At 64.6% G+C, this 18272-nt stretch carries 16 protein-coding genes; 5 read left to right on the top strand and 11 right to left on the bottom strand.

Annotation, left to right across the window (positions count from 1 at the left end; all coding sequences use genetic code 11):
• Positions 1-104: 104 nt before the first annotated feature.
• From HND55_11460 to hppD, 7 genes are all read right to left on the bottom strand, one after another.
• A complete protein-coding gene (locus HND55_11460) occupies positions 105-323 on the bottom strand; it encodes a YdcH family protein (protein ID QKK03213.1) in 219 nt (72 codons plus the stop codon).
• Between the two features lie 240 nt (positions 324-563).
• Complete coding sequence (locus HND55_11455) at positions 564-1553, bottom strand: OmpA family protein (GenBank protein ID QKK03212.1); 990 nt, start codon at positions 1551-1553, stop codon at positions 564-566.
• Positions 1550-1927 (bottom strand): DUF4398 domain-containing protein, encoded by a 378-nt coding sequence (locus tag HND55_11450; protein QKK03211.1) that lies wholly within the window; start codon positions 1925-1927, stop codon positions 1550-1552. Before HND55_11450 ends, HND55_11455 begins: the two co-directional genes overlap by 4 nt.
• A gap of 26 nt (positions 1928-1953) precedes the next feature.
• On the bottom strand, positions 1954-2610 hold the full coding sequence (gene maiA / locus HND55_11445; protein ID QKK04092.1) for a maleylacetoacetate isomerase: 657 nt from the start codon (positions 2608-2610) through the stop codon (positions 1954-1956).
• Positions 2611-2790: 180 nt separating this feature from the next.
• Positions 2791-3777 carry a fumarylacetoacetate hydrolase family protein gene (locus HND55_11440; protein ID QKK03210.1) on the bottom strand — a complete coding sequence of 329 codons (987 nt, stop codon included), beginning with the start codon at positions 3775-3777 and terminating at the stop codon, positions 2791-2793.
• Between the two features lie 222 nt (positions 3778-3999).
• Positions 4000-5127, bottom strand: a complete 1128-nt coding sequence (locus HND55_11435) for a homogentisate 1,2-dioxygenase (GenBank protein QKK03209.1) — start codon at positions 5125-5127, stop codon at positions 4000-4002.
• 120 nt (positions 5128-5247) lie between these two features.
• Positions 5248-6294, bottom strand: coding sequence for a 4-hydroxyphenylpyruvate dioxygenase (gene hppD, locus HND55_11430; GenBank protein ID QKK03208.1), 1047 nt, complete (start codon positions 6292-6294; stop codon positions 5248-5250).
• Positions 6295-6429: 135 nt separating this feature from the next.
• On the opposite strand from hppD, the gene HND55_11425 reads away from it, so the two are divergent.
• The gene (locus tag HND55_11425; GenBank protein ID QKK03207.1) at positions 6430-6864 is read left to right on the top strand and encodes a MarR family transcriptional regulator; all 435 of its coding nucleotides are present in this window, start codon (positions 6430-6432) and stop codon (positions 6862-6864) included.
• A 10-nt stretch (positions 6865-6874) separates the two neighbouring features.
• Here HND55_11425 and HND55_11420 read toward each other — a convergent pair whose 3' ends face one another.
• Positions 6875-9703, bottom strand: a complete 2829-nt coding sequence (locus tag HND55_11420; GenBank protein QKK03206.1) for a serine/threonine protein kinase — start codon at positions 9701-9703, stop codon at positions 6875-6877.
• Between the two features lie 93 nt (positions 9704-9796).
• Between HND55_11420 and HND55_11415 the strand changes: the two genes are divergently transcribed.
• The gene (locus HND55_11415; GenBank protein ID QKK03205.1) at positions 9797-10543 is read left to right on the top strand and encodes a pseudouridylate synthase; all 747 of its coding nucleotides are present in this window, start codon (positions 9797-9799) and stop codon (positions 10541-10543) included.
• Between the two features lie 22 nt (positions 10544-10565).
• Positions 10566-11696, top strand: coding sequence for a carboxypeptidase family protein (locus HND55_11410; protein QKK03204.1), 1131 nt, complete (start codon positions 10566-10568; stop codon positions 11694-11696).
• A 165-nt stretch (positions 11697-11861) separates the two neighbouring features.
• Here the strand turns inward: HND55_11410 and HND55_11405 are convergent, their stop codons facing one another.
• A complete protein-coding gene (locus HND55_11405) occupies positions 11862-12422 on the bottom strand; it encodes a sigma-70 family RNA polymerase sigma factor (protein ID QKK03203.1) in 561 nt (186 codons plus the stop codon).
• 138 nt (positions 12423-12560) lie between these two features.
• Here HND55_11405 and HND55_11400 point away from each other — a divergent pair, with 138 nt between their 5' ends.
• Positions 12561-14840 (top strand): right-handed parallel beta-helix repeat-containing protein, encoded by a 2280-nt coding sequence (locus HND55_11400; GenBank protein ID QKK03202.1) that lies wholly within the window; start codon positions 12561-12563, stop codon positions 14838-14840.
• 9 nt (positions 14841-14849) lie between these two features.
• On the opposite strand, the gene HND55_11395 is transcribed toward HND55_11400, so the two are convergent.
• Together HND55_11395 and HND55_11390 are read right to left on the bottom strand one after the other, a co-directional pair.
• The gene (locus HND55_11395) at positions 14850-15512 is read right to left on the bottom strand and encodes a response regulator transcription factor (GenBank protein QKK03201.1); all 663 of its coding nucleotides are present in this window, start codon (positions 15510-15512) and stop codon (positions 14850-14852) included.
• An 18-nt stretch (positions 15513-15530) separates the two neighbouring features.
• Positions 15531-16364, bottom strand: a complete 834-nt coding sequence (locus tag HND55_11390; protein QKK03200.1) for a 3-hydroxybutyrate dehydrogenase — start codon at positions 16362-16364, stop codon at positions 15531-15533.
• An 88-nt stretch (positions 16365-16452) separates the two neighbouring features.
• Here HND55_11390 and HND55_11385 point away from each other — a divergent pair, with 88 nt between their 5' ends.
• Complete coding sequence (locus HND55_11385; protein QKK03199.1) at positions 16453-18264, top strand: hydrogenase; 1812 nt, start codon at positions 16453-16455, stop codon at positions 18262-18264.
• Positions 18265-18272: the final 8 nt, after the last annotated feature.

Below are 18272 nucleotides of genomic sequence, written 5' to 3'. Positions count from 1 at the left end.
CGGCCTTTGAGCAACCGCGGGCACGCTGTGTTGAGAGTTCGGGCAGGTTAGGGTCAGGCCCGGCGGCGTTCCCGCCGGGCCGCAAAAAGTCGGAGTGTGACGGATCAGGCGGCCTGCGACTGATCCATGATTCGGGCGAGCTGGTCCTTGGCCCGGAGCTTTTCTCGTTTGAGCTGCCTGAGTGCCAGGTCTTCCATCGGGGCGGTACCGGTTTCCGCCGCCAGTACCCGCTTTTCGAGCTGCTGATGATGGTTGTAGATGCGGCGGAATTCCTCGTTGTTCTTGAGCAGGATTTCCATTTGATCCTTGCGGTTTTCAAACATGGGCAGACTCCTGTTGCGTGAGACCTGATGAGACGGCGACGCAGGCGACGCCGAGAGAAGAGACCGCCCGCACCGGGGCGGCCCGTAGGAGAAGTCGGGAGGGGTTCTGGGCATCAGGACGTGGTGTGCATGGCCCGTCCTGTGGCCGCCTGAAGAGGCGAGTGGTTCACTCGAATGGCTCACCATGACACTGGTAGTTATAGCGCCAAGCGGTGGCAACTTCAAGTGCCCGGATCGCAGTCAGTCATTCAGCACGATGACATCGACACGACGATTGCGGCTGCGCCCCTCGGCCGTTTCGTTGCTGGCGATGGGGAAGTCCTCGCCCATGCCGATGGCCTGGATGCGGTCGGCGCTGATCCCCAGCCTGACCAGGGCGTCACGCACGGCTTCGGCACGCAGTCTGGAAATGCGCATGTTCGACTGGGCCGAGCCGGTGGAGTCGGTGTGTCCTTCGATCCGGATCGCCTTGTCGGGTTCGGTCTGCAGCAGTTCCACGACATCTTCAAGATTCTCTTGAGCCTCCGGCTGCAGCGTGGTTTCTCCGCTGGCAAACAGGACATCGCCGAGCGTGACCACCACGCCACGGTCGGTCTCGCGTAGTTCAAGGTACTCCAATCGCCGGCGCAACGACTCGGCCGTTTCGCTGGCGAGTTCCGCTTCCCGCCGCGCCAGTTCGATTTCGCTGGCCTGGGCCTCGGCCAGCCGGCGTGCCGCCTGGGCTTCCTCGCGTGCCTGCTGCTCGCGCCTTGCTGCTTCCTCGCGCAGCTCCTCGGCCGTCATGGCTTCGCGCCGCGTGCGGCTGATCTCTTCCTGGGCAGCCTGGCTGAGCATCAGGGCCTGTTCGGCTTCCCGCCTGGCCCGCTCGACCTCGAGCCGGCTGGCGCGCAGCAGCAGCTGAGTGCGCTGTGCGTCAATCTCGTCGATGCGCGCCAGCGCCTGAGCGCGAAAGGCTTCGGCGCGGGCGATTTCGATCCGCTTGGCGGCCAGTTCGATTCGGTGGGTCCGCTCGTTTTCGGGCAGATCGTCCTGCCCAGCAGCGCGAACCGCGCGTTCTGCTTCCGCCAGCGCCAGCGGCACGAGGCTCGACAGTGTTTGATCGGACCGGAACTCCTGCAGATCAGCGCGCAGATTGCGAAGTGCGGAGTCGTCGCGCGGCGGCTGCATGGCACAGCCGGCGACCGTCAGCACCAGGGCCAGGGCAGTCATGACGCAGGCTTTGCATGTCATCGGTCCAGCACCTCCTCGCCAAACACCTCGGCCAGATCGGCACGGATCTGCTCGATTTCGCGCTCCTTGCGCGCCAGTTCAGCCCGTGCCAGCGCAGCCCGCGTGCGTGCCAGGGCCAGCTGGGCCTCGATCTCGGCCTGGTCGGACAGCCGGCGCGCTTCATCTTCCCGGTCATCGCCAAGGGCCTGCTCGGCGGCCACCAGTCGATCATGGGCGAAGCGCAGTTCCAGCGGCGCGTACTCGTTCGCCCCGGCCGCCTCCGCCTGGGCGATGGCGCTGCGTGCGTTGTCGAGCACGGTCGGATCCGGTGGCAGTGTCGCGCAGGCGGCAACGAGGGCCAGGGCCATCAAGGCGGTCAGAGAATAAGTCTTCATCGCTGTTCAAGATATCTCATCGGGTGTTAAGGGGCCGGGTTGGTTTGCCCATCCGGCTGTCTGTCCGGTGCGGCGCGCTGAACGGCAGGCAGCTGCTCCAGTGCCGTGCAGACGCGCTGAATTTCGGGCAGACCGTCCATCCGGCACTCGAATCTCCGCGCATTATAGACTTGTGGCAGCAGACAGCAATCGGCCAGTCCCGGTTCACTGCCGTGACAGAATTCACCGGTCTGAGGGTTGTCGAGCAGGCGTTCCACCGCAGCCAGGCCGGTTTCGGTCCAGTGACGATACCAGCCCAGTTTGGCATGCTCGTCCAGCCCGGCTTTGCCGGTCAGGTACTTGAGCACGCGCAGGTTGTTGAGCGGGTGAATCTCGCAGGCGATGGCCTGGGCGATCATGCGCACCCGGGCGCGCTCGGCGCTGGCGCCTGGCAGCAAGGCAGGCTCCGGGTGGCGCTCCTCGAGATATTCGAGGATGGCCAGCGACTGGGTGATTACGGTCCCGCCGTCAACCAGGGTGGGCACCAGTTGCTGGGGGTTGAGGGCAGCGTAGTGGCCGCAATACTGCTCGCCACCGTCGCGCAGCAGATGAACCGGCCGGATCTCGTGGTCGAGACCCTTGAGGTTGAGCGCCATGCGCACCCGGTAGCTGGCCGATGAGCGCCAGTATGAATACAGGATCATGTTCGCGGATTTGGGCATGGGTTGCGGTTCCGGCTTTCGATTGGCCTATTGTGTACGGTTTCCGGTTTCCGGGCGGGCTTCGGATGGAGGAGGCCTTGCACCCCGCCGCTTCGAAGCCTTCAAGCGTGAGCGTTGTTCCTCATTGCCGAAGGCTCCCCGGAACCCGGAACCGTTCACCGTTCACCGCTCGTACTTAACCACCTTCTGCTCAATCGCACCAAAGATCGACTCACCCTGGTGTGTCTTCATCTCGATGCGGACCACGTCGCCGAACTGCATGAACGGGGTTTCGGGCTTGCCGTGGGCGATGATTTCAAGCATGCGCTTTTCGGCCAGGCAGGAGGCGCCGCGGCTGGTGTCCTGGTTGGCAATGGTCCCCGAACCGACCAGCGAACCGGCGGCCAGCGGTCGGCTCCTGGCGGCGTGGGCAACCAGCTCTGCAAAGCTGAACTGCATGTCCTCGCCGGCTTCCGGTCGGCCGAACAGCTCGCCGTTGAGGTGAGTCAGCAGCGGCAGGTGCAGCTTGCTGTCGCGCCAGGCCTCGCCGAGCTCGTCCGGGGTGACCGCGACCGGGGCCAGGGCCGAGCGGGGCTTGGACTGCAAGAACCCGAAGCCCTTGGCCAGCTCGGCCGGGATCAGATTCCGGAGCGAGATGTCGTTGAGGATCGTGACAAGCTGGATGTGGTCGGCACATTGTTCAGCGGCCGCGCCCATCGGCACATCATCGGTGATGACACCGATTTCCGACTCGAAGTCGATGCCCCATTCGGTCGAGGGCATGATGATTGGATCGTGGGGGGCCAGAAAGCCGTCGGACACGGCCTGGTACATCAGCGGATCGGTGAGGAAACTCTCGGGCACTTCGGCGCCGCGTGCCTTGCGCACCCGCTCGACGTGCGGCAGGTAGGCCGAGCCGTCACAGAACTGGTAGCAGCGCGGCAGCGGTGCAGCCAGGGCGTTGATATCGAGATCGAAGCTGCCCTCGGCAGTGTCATTCATCAACTCGTCGAACAGGCTGGCCAGGCGCGGCGCGGCCGCATCCCAGTTGTCCAGTGCGGCCTGGAGCGTGGGCGCGATATCCGTTGCGCGGATCGCGCGGGTCAGGTCGCGGTTGACGACGATCAGCGTGCCGTCGCGACCGCCTTCCTTTAACGTTGCTAGTTTCATGATCAGGTCACTTCGATTGGTTGGGACGTTGCATGCAGGGTAATGGCTTTGTTTACTGGGTTTCCGGTTTCCGGTTTCCGGTTTCCGATTTCCGGTTTCCGGTTTCCGGGCAGGCTTCGATCATCTCCCGTGTCAGGTTCCGGAATGAAAGATGTCTTCTGGCTTGACGACATCACGACGCTTCCCGAATGCGTCCCGTAAACCGGAAACCGGAAACCGTCCTTAGCGCTTGGGCTTCCAGCTGTCCACGTAGCCGGTCCACTCGATCTTTTCCGCCGCCGCCGTGACGTCGAGGGCGTCACGGGTATCGATCATCACCGCGACTTCTTCCGTCGCCTCGCTTTTCGGCCTGAATGCGTTGTCCATTGCCTTGGGGTGCGGGCCGTGGGTAAAGCCACAGGGGTGAAGCGTCATCATGCCAGGATGAATGTTATCGCGCGAGAAAAACTCGCCTGCATGGTAGAAGAGCACTTCGTCAAAATCGTCGTTGTTGTGGAAGAATGGCACCTTCAGCGCATCCCCCGACATTTCGAAGGGTCTCGGCACGAAGGTGCACACAACCAGCCGGTTGGCCACGAAGGTGGTATGGGCCGACGGCGGCAGATGGTAGCGATGGCTCATCAGGGGGCGAATGTCGCGCCAGTTGATCTTCACCGGCATCAGGTCGCCCTTCCAGCCCACCGCGTCAAGCGGATTGAAAGGGAAGGTGATCGTCGAGATCCGGTTGTGGCGCTTGACCTGGACCTGCCACTCGTCCTCGCCCTGCTGGGCGCGGAAGGCGTCGTCGATTGTCGGCGTGTCGAGCATGGCCGGGTCGAAGATGGCGTGCGGGCCGACCAGGCCTTTGTCGGGCAGCATGTAGCTGGAATTGGTCGCCTCGATCAGCAGTATTTCGACGGGACCGTCGGACTCGATGCGCCACATGGTGCCGCGCGGCAGCATGATGTAGTCACCGTCACGGAAACTCAGGTGGCCGAAGTCGCAGAACAGCTCGCCGGCGCCGTCGTGGACGAACAGCAACTCGTCGCCGTCGCCGTTGCGCACCAGGTGATCCATCTTTCCGTCGGCGTGCCAGCAGCGAAACCTGCAGTGCGCGTTGCCAAGCAGTTCGGCGGCCTGCCAGGGCGACCCGACTTTGTCTTCGAGGCGGGTCGTGTCGAAGGCGCGCGGCTGCAGCGGCCCTTCGAAATCAGTCCAGCCGGTCGGCATGTGCTGATGGTAAAAGTGCGTGGCCGGGCCGAAGAATCCTTCCTTGCCCATCTCGCGCTCATAAGTGTCCTCGGGCAGATTGGTATGCGCCTGCCGGCTGGCCCTGCCTTCCACCCTGGAATGGGAAATCCACTTCTTCATGACTGCCTCCGGATTGGCTGTCCTTGATGCATCCGATTCGAAGAGCCCCGGTTCGGCTCAGGCTCCAGCAGCAGTCATGCCCGCCCCTGAAGCCGAAAACCTGAACCCGGAAACCGTTCTTTAAAGGACTCCGCGCTTTTCCTGATCGCGCTCGATGGCCTCGAACAGGGCCTGGAAATTGCCTTCGCCGAAACCCTCGTTACCCTTGCGCTGGATGATCTCGAAGAAGATCGGACCGATATTGGTCTTGGTAAAGATCTGCAGCAGCTGCTTGTCGGGATCGTTGGGATCGGCGTCGATCAGGATGCGGTTCTTTCTCATCCGTTCGACATCTTCACCGTGACCGGGTATGCGTTCATCGATGACCTCGTAGTAGGTATCCGGCGTATCGAGAAAGTCAATGCCGTTGCCGTGCAGCGCTTCAACCGACTCGTAGATGTGATCGGTATACAGCGCGATGTGTTGTACGCCTTCTCCCTGGTATTCGTCCAGATACTCGTTGATCTGGCTCTTGGGATTTTCCGACTCGTTGATCGGGATTGAAATGCTGCCGTCGGGCGCAGTCATGGCCTTGGAGCGAAGCCCGGTCTGCTGCCCCTTGATGTCGAAGTATTTGACCTCGTAGAAGCCGAACAGACGCTCGTAGAACTCCGCCCAGTCGCCCATGTTGCCGTTGTAGACGTTGTGCGTGAGATGATCGACAAAGCTCAGCCCGACGCCCGCTGGGTGTCGGTCAACGGCCGGGTCAAACTCGAAATGTCGCTCCAGGTCTTCGACTCCGGCGGTCAGGTACAGCACGCTGCCGCCGATGCCGGAAATGCACGGGGAGTCGATGGCCAGCGTGTCGGGCCGATTGGAAACATCCTGTGCGCCGTTGGCGCGGGTCGACTGGTAGGCTTGTTGCGGATCAGCCACGCGCAGCGCAAAGCCGGTGCAGCAAGGCCCGTGCGCATCGGCAAAATCGCTGGCGAAGGAGTCGGATGTCTCGTTGACCAGGAAATCGATGCCCCCCTGTCGGTACAGGGTGACCGGCAGTGATCGGTGACGTGCAACAGCCGTGAAGCCCATCTTGTTGAACAGGTCGTGCAGCAGCGTCGCGTCAGGCGCCGCAAATTCTATGAACTCGAAGCGCTCGACGCCAAGCGGATTGGGGCGGGACTGCGTCATGATTCGGTCTCCTTGCAATATTGCGATTCGACGATTGGGCGATGTTCGGACGAGCCGGCGAGGAAACGACCTTGCTTCCTGCCTCTGATATTAGTTACATTTGTAACTGTTTTCAAGCCGTCGGCGCGATCGCAAATGCTCGATCTAGAGGAATTTCTGCCCTATCGACTCTCGGTGCTGTCGAACAGTATCAGTCGCGGTATTGCGCGCACCTACAAGCAGCGTTTCGGTATCGGCGTGACCGAGTGGCGTGTCATCGCCATCGTTGGGCGCTATCCCGGAGTCACGGCCACGGAAGTGGCCGACCGCGCGGCCATGGACAAGGTGGCCGTCAGCCGCGCGGTTGGCCGTCTGAGCGAGCATGGGCGACTGGAGCGGCGTGACAACCAGGACGACCGACGCGCCAAGCGCCTGTACCTGAGCGAGGCGGGACAGGCGATCCACGACGCCATCGTGCCGGCGGCACTGGCCTACGAGCGCGCCTTGCTGACCCGCCTGGGCGAACGTGAACGGGACGTATTTCTGAATTGCCTTTCCCGCCTGCTCGAGGCCACAGGCCCGGCCGACTGAACCGGTCCGCTCAGCCCGAGCCGTGTCGGGCTTGCGCCGCGGCAAGCAGCTGGCGTAGCTCGGCCCGGATTGGGCTGTCCACGGGCAGACGCCTGGCGTACAAGCCATCGGCCGACTCGACGGCCTGTCGGCATGCATCGAGCGCGGACAGATGGCAGGCGAGGCGCGCCTCGAGCCGTGCCACGGTCTCTTGCATGGCGGGTGTCGCCTCGCCGGACTGATCCAGCCCGCTGCGCGCTGCGGTGAGCAGGCGCCTGGCCTCTTCCGTGCGGCCCTGCTGCCGTCGCGCCTCGGCCAGCCAGGCGCGCGTTAAGGCCATTTCCTCACTCTGCCGGGAATCGGTGGCCTCGGCCAGCGACAGCGTGCGCTCGAGTGCCATGGCGGCCTCGTCGGCCTGGCCCATGGCCAGTTGCGTTCGGGCCCGTGCCCTGAGCTGATGCAGATAGCGCATGGAGTCCTCGCCCCACACCTCGCCAATGCGCTGCATTGCGCCGATGCGCAGCTCCATTGATTGCGCGTGCCGCCCCATGTGATGCAGGGCCTCGGCCATGTTGCCAAGCGTCAGGGCGACTGCGATGTGATCCTCGCCGTAGAGCTCGGCGAATGCCTGCGCGGACTCCTCCTGCAGATCGCGCGCGGCCGGGTAGTTGCCGCGCGCAAACTCGATGTTGCCGGTGTTCGACAGCGCCAGCGCGGTCTGGTGACTGCGCCCGCCGAGCAGCCGGCGCGACAGGTCGAGGTGTTCGCGGGCGACTTCGGCGGCAGGATCGAGCTCGCCCAGCTTGTAGTGGGCGATCCCGAGCCCGCCGAGCAGATCGAGCAGTCGCTCATTGCCTTCCGGATACAGCGGCCTTAATCCGTCGATCGCGGTGGTCAGGTGCTCCCGAGACTCCTCCAGGCGACCGGCGTAGCGCAGCGCTTGCCCCCGCACTCCCGCAAGGGTCAGGGAGAGCCGATGCCCGGCACCCAGCGTTTCGCGCAGTTCCGCTTCGTGCGTCTGGATGAGCTCGAGCGCCGTTTCGTGGGTTCCGTTCGTGATATTGAGTTCTGCTGCAATCAGATCCGTCTCGACCCGCTGCTGCAGTGGATCATCCGCTTGCAGAAACGCGCGAGCCTGGTTGACGACGACAAGCGCCTCATCGGTCCGTCCAACGTTTCCCAGCAGCGTGGCCAGCTGAGTCAGGGACAGGGCATGACGGCGCCGATAGGCGGGCCGGTCGCGGGTGACCGCGATGGCATCCCGAAGGGCCTGTTCAACGGCCGGATCGGACCCGCCGCCGCGTGTTGCGCGCAGGCGCAGCTGCTCGGTGCGTGCCAGCACCGTGTCCGGATGGTCCGGGCCGTGCTCGGCGAGGTAGAGCCCGGCTGCGCGTTGCTGAGCGTACTGCGCCGCCTCGTACTCGCCGATGCGCGCCAGCAGTCCGGCCATGGTCTCCGAGACCTGGGCCAGTACCAGCGGCTCGTCGGCCAGCGCCCGGGGTGCCTGCTCGGTTGCGCGCAGCAACACCCGGGTGCGCGGTTCGGCCACGGCATCGGGTGAATCGGGCACCAATGTTGCCAGAACGTCCTGCAGATAGCCAAGGGCAGCCGTCTTGCGCTGCGCCTCGCGCATCGCTTCCTGCGCCTGCCATTGAGCGGCGAACAGGCCCGCGAGCAGCGCCGCCACCAGCCCCACGCCCAGCGCGGTGGCCAGGGTATTGCGGCGCACGAAGCACCCGAGCCAGTACAGGCGCCCGCCGTTGCGCGCCGCAACCGGTCGGTGTTCCATCCAGTTGCTCAGATCGGTCCGCATCGATTCCACCGAGCGGTAGCGCTGGTCGGGGTTGATGGCCATAGCGCGGCGGCAAATGGCCTGGAGGTCGTGGTCGATGCCGAACCGGCGTGCGCCCGAGCGCTGCCCGGATTGCCTGGCGGACTTGCGTCGATTCAGCCCGGATGGCAGCGGTGGCTCGACACCGGCGGTGGCCGGCAAGCTCACTCGCTGACCGGTCGCCAGAACGTGGAGCAGCGCCCCGAGCGCGTAGACATCGTGCATGGTGGTGGGAGCGGCCCCGCGCAGGCGCTCCGGCGCGGTAAACCCCGGAGAGCAGTAGATACGGCCGTCAGACTCGCCCTGCGCTCGGTCCTGTACCAGGCGAGCGATGCCGAAGTCCACGAGCTGCGCGCGACCGGATTCTGACACCAGGATGTTGGCCGGCTTGATGTCGCAATGCACGATCTGGTGCCGGTGCGCGTACTCCAGGGCTTCGGCCACCTGGCAGACCAGCTCGATGCGCTGCTCAAGTCCGATTTCCCGCTCACGGCAGTAGCGATCGATCGGCTGGCCGTCGACATATTCCATCACCAGCCAGGAGTAGCCGTCGCCGCTCACGCCGCTGTCGATCAGCTGTGCGATACCCGGGTGCTGCAAGCGCGCCAGGATACGCACCTCCTCGATCAGCCGTTTATGTTCGGCCGAGTCGAGCCCGGCGGCATCGAGCAGCTTGATTGCCACCTTCTTGTCGAAGCGGCCATCGTTGCGATAGCCGGCGTAGACCGCACCCATACCCCCGCGCGAGATCAGTCGGTCGACGCGCCAGGGCCCCAGTTCGCGGCCGTGCCAGTCATGAGGGGGCGGTGGTGACTGGGTCTCCTGGCTGCCCAGTGCCAGCAGATCCGGGACCGGGCGGTCGAGCAGTTCGCATTCGGGTCCGGCGGCAAGCAGCTCGAGCAGCACGGCCCGGTCCGCGTCCGGCAAGCCGCTTCGGTCCAGATAGGAGTCGCGTTCTTCCGCCGCCAGGCCGATCAGCTGATCGAAGTGGTCCTGAATGCGATTCCAGAGCGGCTTGTCGATGTACATGGCCTTCAACTCCGGCTGTCCGGCGAAATCCCCTTGCTGGCAACCTATACTGCCGCAACCAAGCGTGTAAAGTCATTTCCACCAGGACCGGCCATGCCGCTCGAAGTCATCTACCAGGATCAGTGGCTGTGCGCAATCAGCAAGCCGTGCGGCATCATGGTCCACCGCAGCAGCATCGGTACCGATCGGCAGTTCGTGCTGCAGCGCCTGCGTGACCAGCTCGGGCAACGGGTCTGGCCGGTGCACCGGCTCGATCGCGCCACCTCCGGTGTGCTGATGTTCGCGCTCGACCGCGATACCGCGAAGTGGCTCGGCCGGGCATTCATGACGCGGCAGGTCGGCAAGTGCTACCTGGCGGTCGTGCGAGGCTGGACCGACCAGGCGGGCGAGATCGATCACCCCCTGGCGCGGCAGCGGCGCGCCGAGAAACAGCCGGCCGTCACCCGCTACCGTCTGCGGGCGCGCTGCGAGCTGCCCATCCCGGTCGGCGGTCACGAGACCGCACGCTACTCGCTCGTCGAGGCGATGCCGGAGACCGGCCGCCGTCACCAGATTCGCCGTCATTTCAAGCATATCGCCCACCACCTGATCGGCGATACGACCTACGGCGACGGCCGCCACAATCGCCTGTTCCGCCAGCACCTGGCCTGTCACCGAATGCTCCTGCACGCCAGCCGGCTGGAGCTGGATCATCCGAGAACGACCGGCCGCCTTCGCCTCGAGACGCCTCCGGACGGCGAGTTCGCCCGTCTTGCGCGGGACCTGTTCGACTGGCCAGTCGAAGGGCAGGAAGGCAAAATCGCGATGGCGCCTGCGATAGACTCATTGCCCGAACCCTGAAACCTGATCCCTGGACCAAATCATGCATATCCATTCATCGTTTGATGGCGGCAATATCGAGGTCGTTTCCGCAGATCGTCCCGACGACATCCGCCTCAGGATTCGCCCGGACGTTGGCGAACGCCACCTGCAGTGGTTCTATTTCCAGCTCGACGGGGCATCCGGCATCGACTGCCGCCTGCGCATCGAGAACGCAGCCGCTGTCTCCTATCCGGAAGGCTTCGAGGGCTACCGCGCCGTAGCCAGCACGGATCGGCTGCACTGGTACCGGGTCGATACCCGCCTTGAAAACGGACAGCTGATCATCGAGGACCGGCCCGAGGCCGATGTGGTCTGGTACGCCTACTTTGCGCCCTACAGCCAGCAGGATCATCAGCAACTGATTGCCGCCGCGCTCGAAGATGAGCGGGTGTCGGCAGAAACACTGTGCCTGACGCCCGATGGCCGACCGCACACCCTGCTGACCATCGGGCGCCCGGACGCGGACAGGCTGGCAATCTGGGTCATTGCGCGCCAGCATCCCGGTGAAACCATGGCCCAATGGTGGGTCGAGGGATTTCTCGACCGTCTTCTCGACCCTGAAGATCCCTCGGCACGCGCCTTGTTGGCGCTGTCGGTCGTCTACCTGGTGCCTTGCATGTGTCTGGATGGGGCGGTGCGCGGCCATCTGCGCTGTAACGCTCGCGGCCGCAATCTCAACCGCGAATGGGCCGAGCCGTCCGAGGACGACTCGCCGGAGGTCTACTTCACGCGCCAGAAGATGCACGCGACCGGTGTGGATCTGTGCTTCGACGTGCACGGCGACGAGGCGTTGCCCTACAACTTCATCGCCGGCGCCGAGGGGACGCCGTCCTGGAATGACCGCAAGCAGCATCAGCTCGACACCTTCAAGGGTCTGCTTGCAGCAATCAGCCCGGACTTTCAGACCGAGCATGGCTATGCGGTGGATGCGCCGGGCAGTTCGGATCTCAGAAAGAACACCGACTACATGGCCGAGACCTTCGATTGTCTGGCCATGACCCTGGAGATGCCGTTCAAGGACAACGCTGACCTGCCCATGCCGGACATTGGCTGGTCGCCCGGTCGCTGCCGTCACCTGGGCGCGGCCTGCGTGGACGCCTTCCGGCGGATTGTGCCGGAACTGAGGCGCTAACTCAGCCACTCATCGGCAGCCTGTGTGCCAGCGCCCGTCGATCAGGGCGTAGGCCAGTCGCCAGCGCAGCGGCCGACGCCCGAGCAAGTCATTGTCTGCGTTGGGCATCGATTGCGGCTCGCTGATGGTCTGCCAGTCTGATCGGTCGTCATCGCCTCACCGGGCTCAGCCAGCGCTCAGGTTGGCGGCCAGCAGCGCCTTGGCGCGCTTCCAGTCGCGCGCCGCGGTGCGCGCTGAAACTTCGAGCACCTCGGCAGCATCCTCGTTGGACAGGCCGGTGAAGAAGCGCAGCTCGACCAGACGGCCCAGCCGGGGATCGAGACGGTCGAGATCGTCAATCGCCTGATCGATATCGAGGATGTGATCCAGATCGGTAACCGTGGCGGTATCGTCGTCACCCAGTTCGACCTGCACCACATCGCCACCGCGCTTCTGCGCCAGACGGTAGCGGGCGTAGTCAACGACCATGCGGCGCATGGCCACCGCCGCCACGCCGAGAAAATGCCGCCGGTCGCGGAATTCGCTCTCCCCGGCGGCCAGGCGCAGCCAGACCTCGTGGACCAGTGCCGTGGTATTGAGCGTTGCCGAGGGAATGAGCTGGCGTTCGCGCCGCGCGATGCGGCGCAGCTCGTCGTAGAGCTGGCGCACCCGCTCGAGATCGCCGCCGCCGGGATCGAGTCCCGTCGGGCCGCCACGGGGCGGGCTGGAGCCTGAATCCTGAGCCATGGCCAAGATCGATTCGTGTTGTCCGGGCGCTCATTCTGCCGCATTCCTGCGCGCAAATCAGCCTGTCGTGTGCGCCATGGCACAAAAATCCCGGCAGTTGCGACTTACTGGATACCCGAATTGATCGAGGAGCATTTCATGAACCGATTCCTGGGCGCGGCAAGCCTGGTCTTTCTGCTGGCAGGCGGCTACAGCCATGCTTTTGTCGTCAATGACATTGGTGATGCCTCGGATGCCAATCCCGGTGACGGATTCTGCGATATCCCGATTGGCGGGCCGCCGCGATGCACGCTCAGAGCGGCGATTGAGGAGGCCAACGCATTTGGTGGCGGTCACCTGATCGAATTCTCGGTCGGCCTGTTTACGATTACGCCATCAACACCGCTGCCGACCATTACAACGAATGGGGTCACGATCGATGCCACCACGGCGCCGGGCTACAACAGCGCGGCAACATCCGTGCTGGACGCGACCCCGCTGGTGCGGCTGTCCGGCTCGGCGCTGAGTGGAACCACGGCCGACGGGCTGCGCGTGGCCAACGCCGCAGTTGTCCGGATCAAGGGCCTGGCAATCTACGACTTTCCCGATAACGGCATCGAGGCCATCAACTCGAGCAACGTCGAGATCGACTCCAACTGGATCGGCGTACGCCACGATGAAAGCGCTAGCGGCAATGGCGGCAGTGGCGTGTTTCTCAGCAACTGCGACATATGCACCGTTGGAACGAAAGCCGCCTTCTCGCCGACCCGTATCGTTGGTCGCGGCAACCTCATCTCCAGCAATGCCGAGGACGGCATCTTCCTGCAGCTCGGCGAGGACAGCCTGATTGCCGGCAACTACATCGGGGTGAGTCCTGCAGGCAGTGATTCCTTCGGCAACGCCGGCCACGGCATTCAGTTGCTCGGCCCCGACAACGTCATCGGCCTGGTGCTGAACTCCGAAATCAGCCCCAACTACATCGGCTACAACGGCGGTGACGGCATTCGAGCGATGACCGGGGGTCAGAAAATCTACATCAACCAGATCATGTTCAACAGCGGCAACGGGGTTGCGCTCAACGGCGCAAACAGCGAGATTGGCGATACGGTCAATCTCGACCGGCGCAATCTGATCGCGGCCAACGCTGGCCACGGCATTCATGTGGGCAATGCGCTGGCCAGCCACAACAACGCCATCGAGAACAACTGGATCTATGAGAATCTGCAGCGCGGCGTGCAGCTGTCGTCCGGATCCGGCAACACGATCACATCCAATCAGGTATTCAACAATGACAATGATGCCATCTACCTGGCCGACGCGAACAATGCCGTTGAGAGCAACAACATCGGCTTGCTCAACACAACGGTCGTCGGAAATGCCGCCAACGGGGTCGTACTGGCGGCGGGGGGCAACACGGTGGAGAACAACGTCATCGGCGCGGTTGATGATGATGGTGTGGACGTGGTCAGTGGATCAGGCAATGTGGTGAGCAACAACCTGATCGGCATGCGCAGTGACGGAACCGACATCGGCGTGGGCAACGCCGGCGTTCGCGTTCGCAATGGCCCGACGGACACCAGCATCAGCTACAACCGGATCGGCAACAACTTCGACGGCATCGCGCTCGAGGGCACTTCAACGCGCGTGTGCGGCAACTTCATCGGGGTGGGTGATGGCCTCCAGAATGCCGGCAATGCGTCCGAGGGCGTCCGGATCGACGGTGGCGGCAACCGCATCGGCGACCCGGACGCGGGCTGTGATGGCAACCTGGTCGGTTTCAACGGCTCGGACGGCATCCAGATTGCCGGCGACGCCAATATCGTGCGCTCGAATACCGTTGGCGGAGTGACTTTTTCGGATCTGGGCAACCTCAACGCGGGCGTGTTTGTCGCCAACGGCTCGGATCTGAACCTGATCCGCGACAATAACCTGCACCACAACGGCAACGACGGCATCCGGGTCGCCGGCGCGGCGGGCACGCGCAATCGCTTCGACTCCAACCACTTCGGCGAGAATGGCGATCGGCACATCGATCTGGGTGACAACGGCGCCACGGCCAACGACCCTGGCGATGGCGACAGCGGGCCGAACAATCTGCAGAACTATCCGGAGATCACCGGACTGGCCAGCATTGGCGGGCAACTTGAGATCCGCTATCGCATCGACAGCGCCCTGGCCAGCTCCAGTTATCCGCTGACGGTCGACTTCTACATCGAGACCAATCTGCAGCGCGATATCTACCGCATTCACCGCGACGTCTACAGCCAGACGCCAAATTCGACCCGGACCATCCTGATCGACCCGCCGTTTGCCGCGGGGCTGCTCAGTGCCCTGGTCATTGATATCGACGGAAATACCTCCGAGCTGAGCCCGCCGCTGCCCTACGAGGTCGTTCCGGCAACGGATGACCTCTTCGGCGACCGTTTCGAGCTGCCCTGACGCCAGCCGTCAGTCCAGCCGGGCCGGATCGACCAGTTCCAGGCGGCGATAGGCGATGCCGGCCTGGGTTCGGTTGCGCACTTCGAGCTTGCTGAAGATCTCGCTCATGTGCGCCTTGACCGTGCGTTCCTGGATACCGAGCTCGTCGGCGATCTGCTTGTTGAGCCGGCCTTCGGCGACCCGCTCGAGGACGCGAAACTGCTGCGGGGTCAGGCGGGCGAAGCGGGCGGCCAGGGCCAGGTCCTCATCGTCGGATTCGATATCGGCCACCGCGCGAGCCAGGTGCGGAGGCACCCATTCCTGGCAGCCCAGTACCGTATCGAGGGCCTGGGTCAGCTCGTCCAGGCCGGAGCTCTTGGGAATGAATCCGGCTGCGCCATGGTCCAGCGCCCGACGGATCACCCGCGGGTCTTCGTTGGCCGAAACCACGACCACGGCTACGGCCGGAAAATGACAGCGGATCGAGGCCAGCCCGGCCAGCCCCTGGTTGCCCGGCATATGCAGATCGAGCAGCAGCAGGTCAATGTCCTCATGCTCGTCGAGTCGGGCGGCGGTTTCGGGCAGATCGCGGGCCTCCAGGACGGATACGTCGCTCAGGCAGGCCGCCAGGGCTTGAACCAGCGCTCCGCGAAAGAGCGGGTGATCGTCGGCGATGAGGACTCGAGTGGTCATCGAACCAAGAACCGTTCCTTATTGCACCGTCCAGCCACCGTCGACGACGATGCACTGGCCGGTGATGTTGCGCGCGTCCGGCCCGATCAGAAAGGCGCAGATCCCGGCCAGCTCCTCGAACGAGATGAACACGCCCTTGGGCATGGGTTTGAGCATGATTTCGTCGACTACCCGGTCCTCGGAGATACCGTGCGTCCTGGCCTGGGCGGCGATCTGTCGTTCAACCAGCGGCGTCTTGACGTAGGTCGGGCAGATCGTGTTGATCGTGATGTCGGTATCGGCGGTCTCCAGCGCGACGACCTTGGCCAGTCCGGTCAGGCCGTGCTTGGCCGCGACATAGGCCGATTTGTAGGGGCTGGCGACCAGTGAGTGAATCGAGCCGATATTGACGATCCGTCCGAAATCCCGGGCGCGCATACCCGGCAGCACCGCCCGGGTCAGGCGCGCGCTGCCGACCAGCATGACCTGCACGAGCTGGTCCCACTGTTGCATCGGAAAGTCTTCCAGCGGCGCGACGTGCTGCAGGCCGGCGTTGTTGACCAGCACGTCGACCCCATCGTCCAGTTCGCCGATCAGGCGCTCGACGTCGTCGTCACGGGTCACGTCCAGCGCGAATGCCCCGGCCTGGCCGCCATCCTGTCTGATTTGCCAGGCGGTCAGTTCGGCAGCATCCTGGTCGAGGTCGCTGGCCAGAATCCGATGCCCGGCGCGGGCCAGTTCGGTCGCGATGCCGGCGCCAATGCCGCTGCCGGCTCCGGTAATCAGAGTGCGAAGTTGCCTGCCTTCCTGCCTGTGAGTCACTGACCGTCTCCTTCGATGCCCGGTGCCCTGGAGCAGAGCGTAGCAGAGCATGACCGCCGGTGAAGCTGTACGAAAGTCCATTTCAGCTGGCCGCATCGGTGCTGCTAGAGTACAGCCTGGTTGAGCCGGTATTCCTGTCATGACGCATCGACTGCTATGCATGCTGCTCGCGGTCTCGGCTGCCCTGGCCGGCTGTGAAGCACCCCGCTCTGATCGCGAGACGCAGACTGAAGCCTTTTCCAGGCCTGGTCTGGAAATCCGCAGCACGATCCATCGCGACGGTGATGACCTGCTGAGCGCTGGCCTGGGTCTGGACGGACTGGCTGATGCATTGCCGGGTGACGGGAAAGACGCAACGCCGGCAGGGCTGCGCCGGATGGCAATTCGCGCAGCCTGGAGCGGCCTGTATTCGTTCACGCCATCAGCAGGCCTGGGCGGCCTGCTTGAGCGGCTGCCGGCGGTGCCCGGTCGCGAGTTTCACGCCTTCGACCGCATCCCGGGCGCGTCGCAGCCGTTTCGCGTCATGCTCCAGCTGCCCGACGCATTCGACGTCGAGGCGCCCTGTCTGGTGGTGGCGCCATCGTCGGGATCGCGCGGCATCTATGGTGGCCTGCCGGTCGCCGGCCCATGGGCGCTGCCGGCCGGCTGTGCCGTTGCCTACACCGACAAGGGGGCAGGTACCGATTTCTTCGACTATGCCGACGATACCGGCACCGCACTGTCCGGCCTGCGCGTCGCTCGTGGTCAGGCCAGTCTCGGGTTCGAGGCGCCTGCGTTGAACGAGGCAACGGAGATCGACGGGGTGTCGGCCGAGGCGACCGTCGGCATGCCGCACGCCCACTCGGGCGATCATCCGGAGTCTGACTGGGGCCTGCACGTGCTGCGCACGGCGCGCTTTGGGCTCAACGTGCTTCAGCAGGAGTTTCCGCAGGCCTTCGAGCCCGGCAAGACCCGGGTCATCGCGGTCGGGCTGTCGAACGGCGGTGGTGCTGTCCTGCGCGCTGCCGAAGCCGACAAGACGCAGCTGCTCGATGCGGTCGTTGCTGTAGCGCCCAATGTTGTTCCGCCGGGCCTGCCCGCACTGTTTGACTACGCCACGCTCGCCGCGCTCTATCAACCCTGTCTGCTGGCCGATCTGGAGCGGACCGGCGATATGCCGTTGGGTCACCCGGCACTGGCGGCCAGCGGCGAGCTGCGCTGCGCCGCGCTGGCGCGCGCAGGGCTGCTGGAACAAGCCGATGCTGCGGCGGCACGCCGGGTGTTGCACGATGCGGGTTTCGAGCGCGGGGCACTGGATCAGTCGGCGGTCAACGTGCTGCTGGACTTGTGGCGCACGGTCGCAGCCAACTATGCATCCTCTTACCTGCGGCGGGGACCGTTCGACATGCCGTGTGGTTATGCCATGCAGGCCGCCAACGCGACGGCTTCCCAGCGCCAGGCCTGGTGGTCAACCCATTCGGGGGTGGGGCCCGGCGGCGGTATCGAGATGATTGACCGGCTTGCCGACGGGCAGGATCCGGCCCTGCCGGGACTGCTGTGTCTGCGCCGGCTGCAGACAGGAGAGGATGAAGCGGCGCGGCAGCTGGCCGAGGCCGTCGAGCGGACTCGTGCCACCGCCAGCGTGGGCAACGTCCCGGTGCTGGTTGTGCACGGCCGGGATGACGGGCTCATCCCGGCAGCGTTCAGCAGCCGGCCCTGGATCAAGCAGGCGCGCGCCAAGGGTGGCAACGTGGCCTACTGGGAAGTCGCCGATGCCCAGCACTTCGACGTGCTGGTCGGCGCGCCCGGTGTCGCCGGTCGCTACGTGCCGCTGCTGCCGTATGCCTGGCGGGCGCTGGATCGGGTGCGCGAGGTGCTCGACGGCGAAGGAGCGATGGGCCATGACCGCTTCATCAACCCGGAGCCGCCACCACCCGGCGAACCGTTGCGCTGGCAGGATCTGGGCCTGTAAGTCGTGAT

Source organism: Pseudomonadota bacterium, from assembly GCA_013285445.1.
GTDB lineage: Bacteria > Pseudomonadota > Gammaproteobacteria > Xanthomonadales > Wenzhouxiangellaceae > Wenzhouxiangella.
Note: the sequence above shows the minus strand (reverse complement) of the source record. Positions and strands in the feature narration are given on the sequence as shown.

What these genes read in the sequence shown, in the direction of transcription:
- HND55_11460 (QKK03213.1), bottom strand. Translation starts at nt 323, where the DNA reads ATGTTTGAAAACCGCAAGGATCAAATGGAAATCCTGCTCAAGAACAAC.
- HND55_11455 (QKK03212.1), bottom strand. Translation starts at nt 1,553, where the DNA reads ATGACATGCAAAGCCTGCGTCATGACTGCCCTGGCCCTGGTGCTGACG.
- HND55_11450 (QKK03211.1), bottom strand. Translation starts at nt 1,927, where the DNA reads ATGAAGACTTATTCTCTGACCGCCTTGATGGCCCTGGCCCTCGTTGCC.
- maiA (QKK04092.1), bottom strand. Translation starts at nt 2,610, where the DNA reads ATGATCCTGTATTCATACTGGCGCTCATCGGCCAGCTACCGGGTGCGC.
- HND55_11440 (QKK03210.1), bottom strand. Translation starts at nt 3,777, where the DNA reads ATGAAACTAGCAACGTTAAAGGAAGGCGGTCGCGACGGCACGCTGATC.
- HND55_11435 (QKK03209.1), bottom strand. Translation starts at nt 5,127, where the DNA reads ATGAAGAAGTGGATTTCCCATTCCAGGGTGGAAGGCAGGGCCAGCCGG.
- hppD (QKK03208.1), bottom strand. Translation starts at nt 6,294, where the DNA reads ATGACGCAGTCCCGCCCCAATCCGCTTGGCGTCGAGCGCTTCGAGTTC.
- HND55_11425 (QKK03207.1), top strand. Translation starts at nt 6,430, where the DNA reads ATGCTCGATCTAGAGGAATTTCTGCCCTATCGACTCTCGGTGCTGTCG.
- HND55_11420 (QKK03206.1), bottom strand. Translation starts at nt 9,703, where the DNA reads ATGTACATCGACAAGCCGCTCTGGAATCGCATTCAGGACCACTTCGAT.
- HND55_11415 (QKK03205.1), top strand. Translation starts at nt 9,797, where the DNA reads ATGCCGCTCGAAGTCATCTACCAGGATCAGTGGCTGTGCGCAATCAGC.
- HND55_11410 (QKK03204.1), top strand. Translation starts at nt 10,566, where the DNA reads ATGCATATCCATTCATCGTTTGATGGCGGCAATATCGAGGTCGTTTCC.
- HND55_11405 (QKK03203.1), bottom strand. Translation starts at nt 12,422, where the DNA reads ATGGCTCAGGATTCAGGCTCCAGCCCGCCCCGTGGCGGCCCGACGGGA.
- HND55_11400 (QKK03202.1), top strand. Translation starts at nt 12,561, where the DNA reads ATGAACCGATTCCTGGGCGCGGCAAGCCTGGTCTTTCTGCTGGCAGGC.
- HND55_11395 (QKK03201.1), bottom strand. Translation starts at nt 15,512, where the DNA reads ATGACCACTCGAGTCCTCATCGCCGACGATCACCCGCTCTTTCGCGGA.
- HND55_11390 (QKK03200.1), bottom strand. Translation starts at nt 16,364, where the DNA reads ATGCTCTGCTACGCTCTGCTCCAGGGCACCGGGCATCGAAGGAGACGG.
- HND55_11385 (QKK03199.1), top strand. Translation starts at nt 16,453, where the DNA reads ATGACGCATCGACTGCTATGCATGCTGCTCGCGGTCTCGGCTGCCCTG.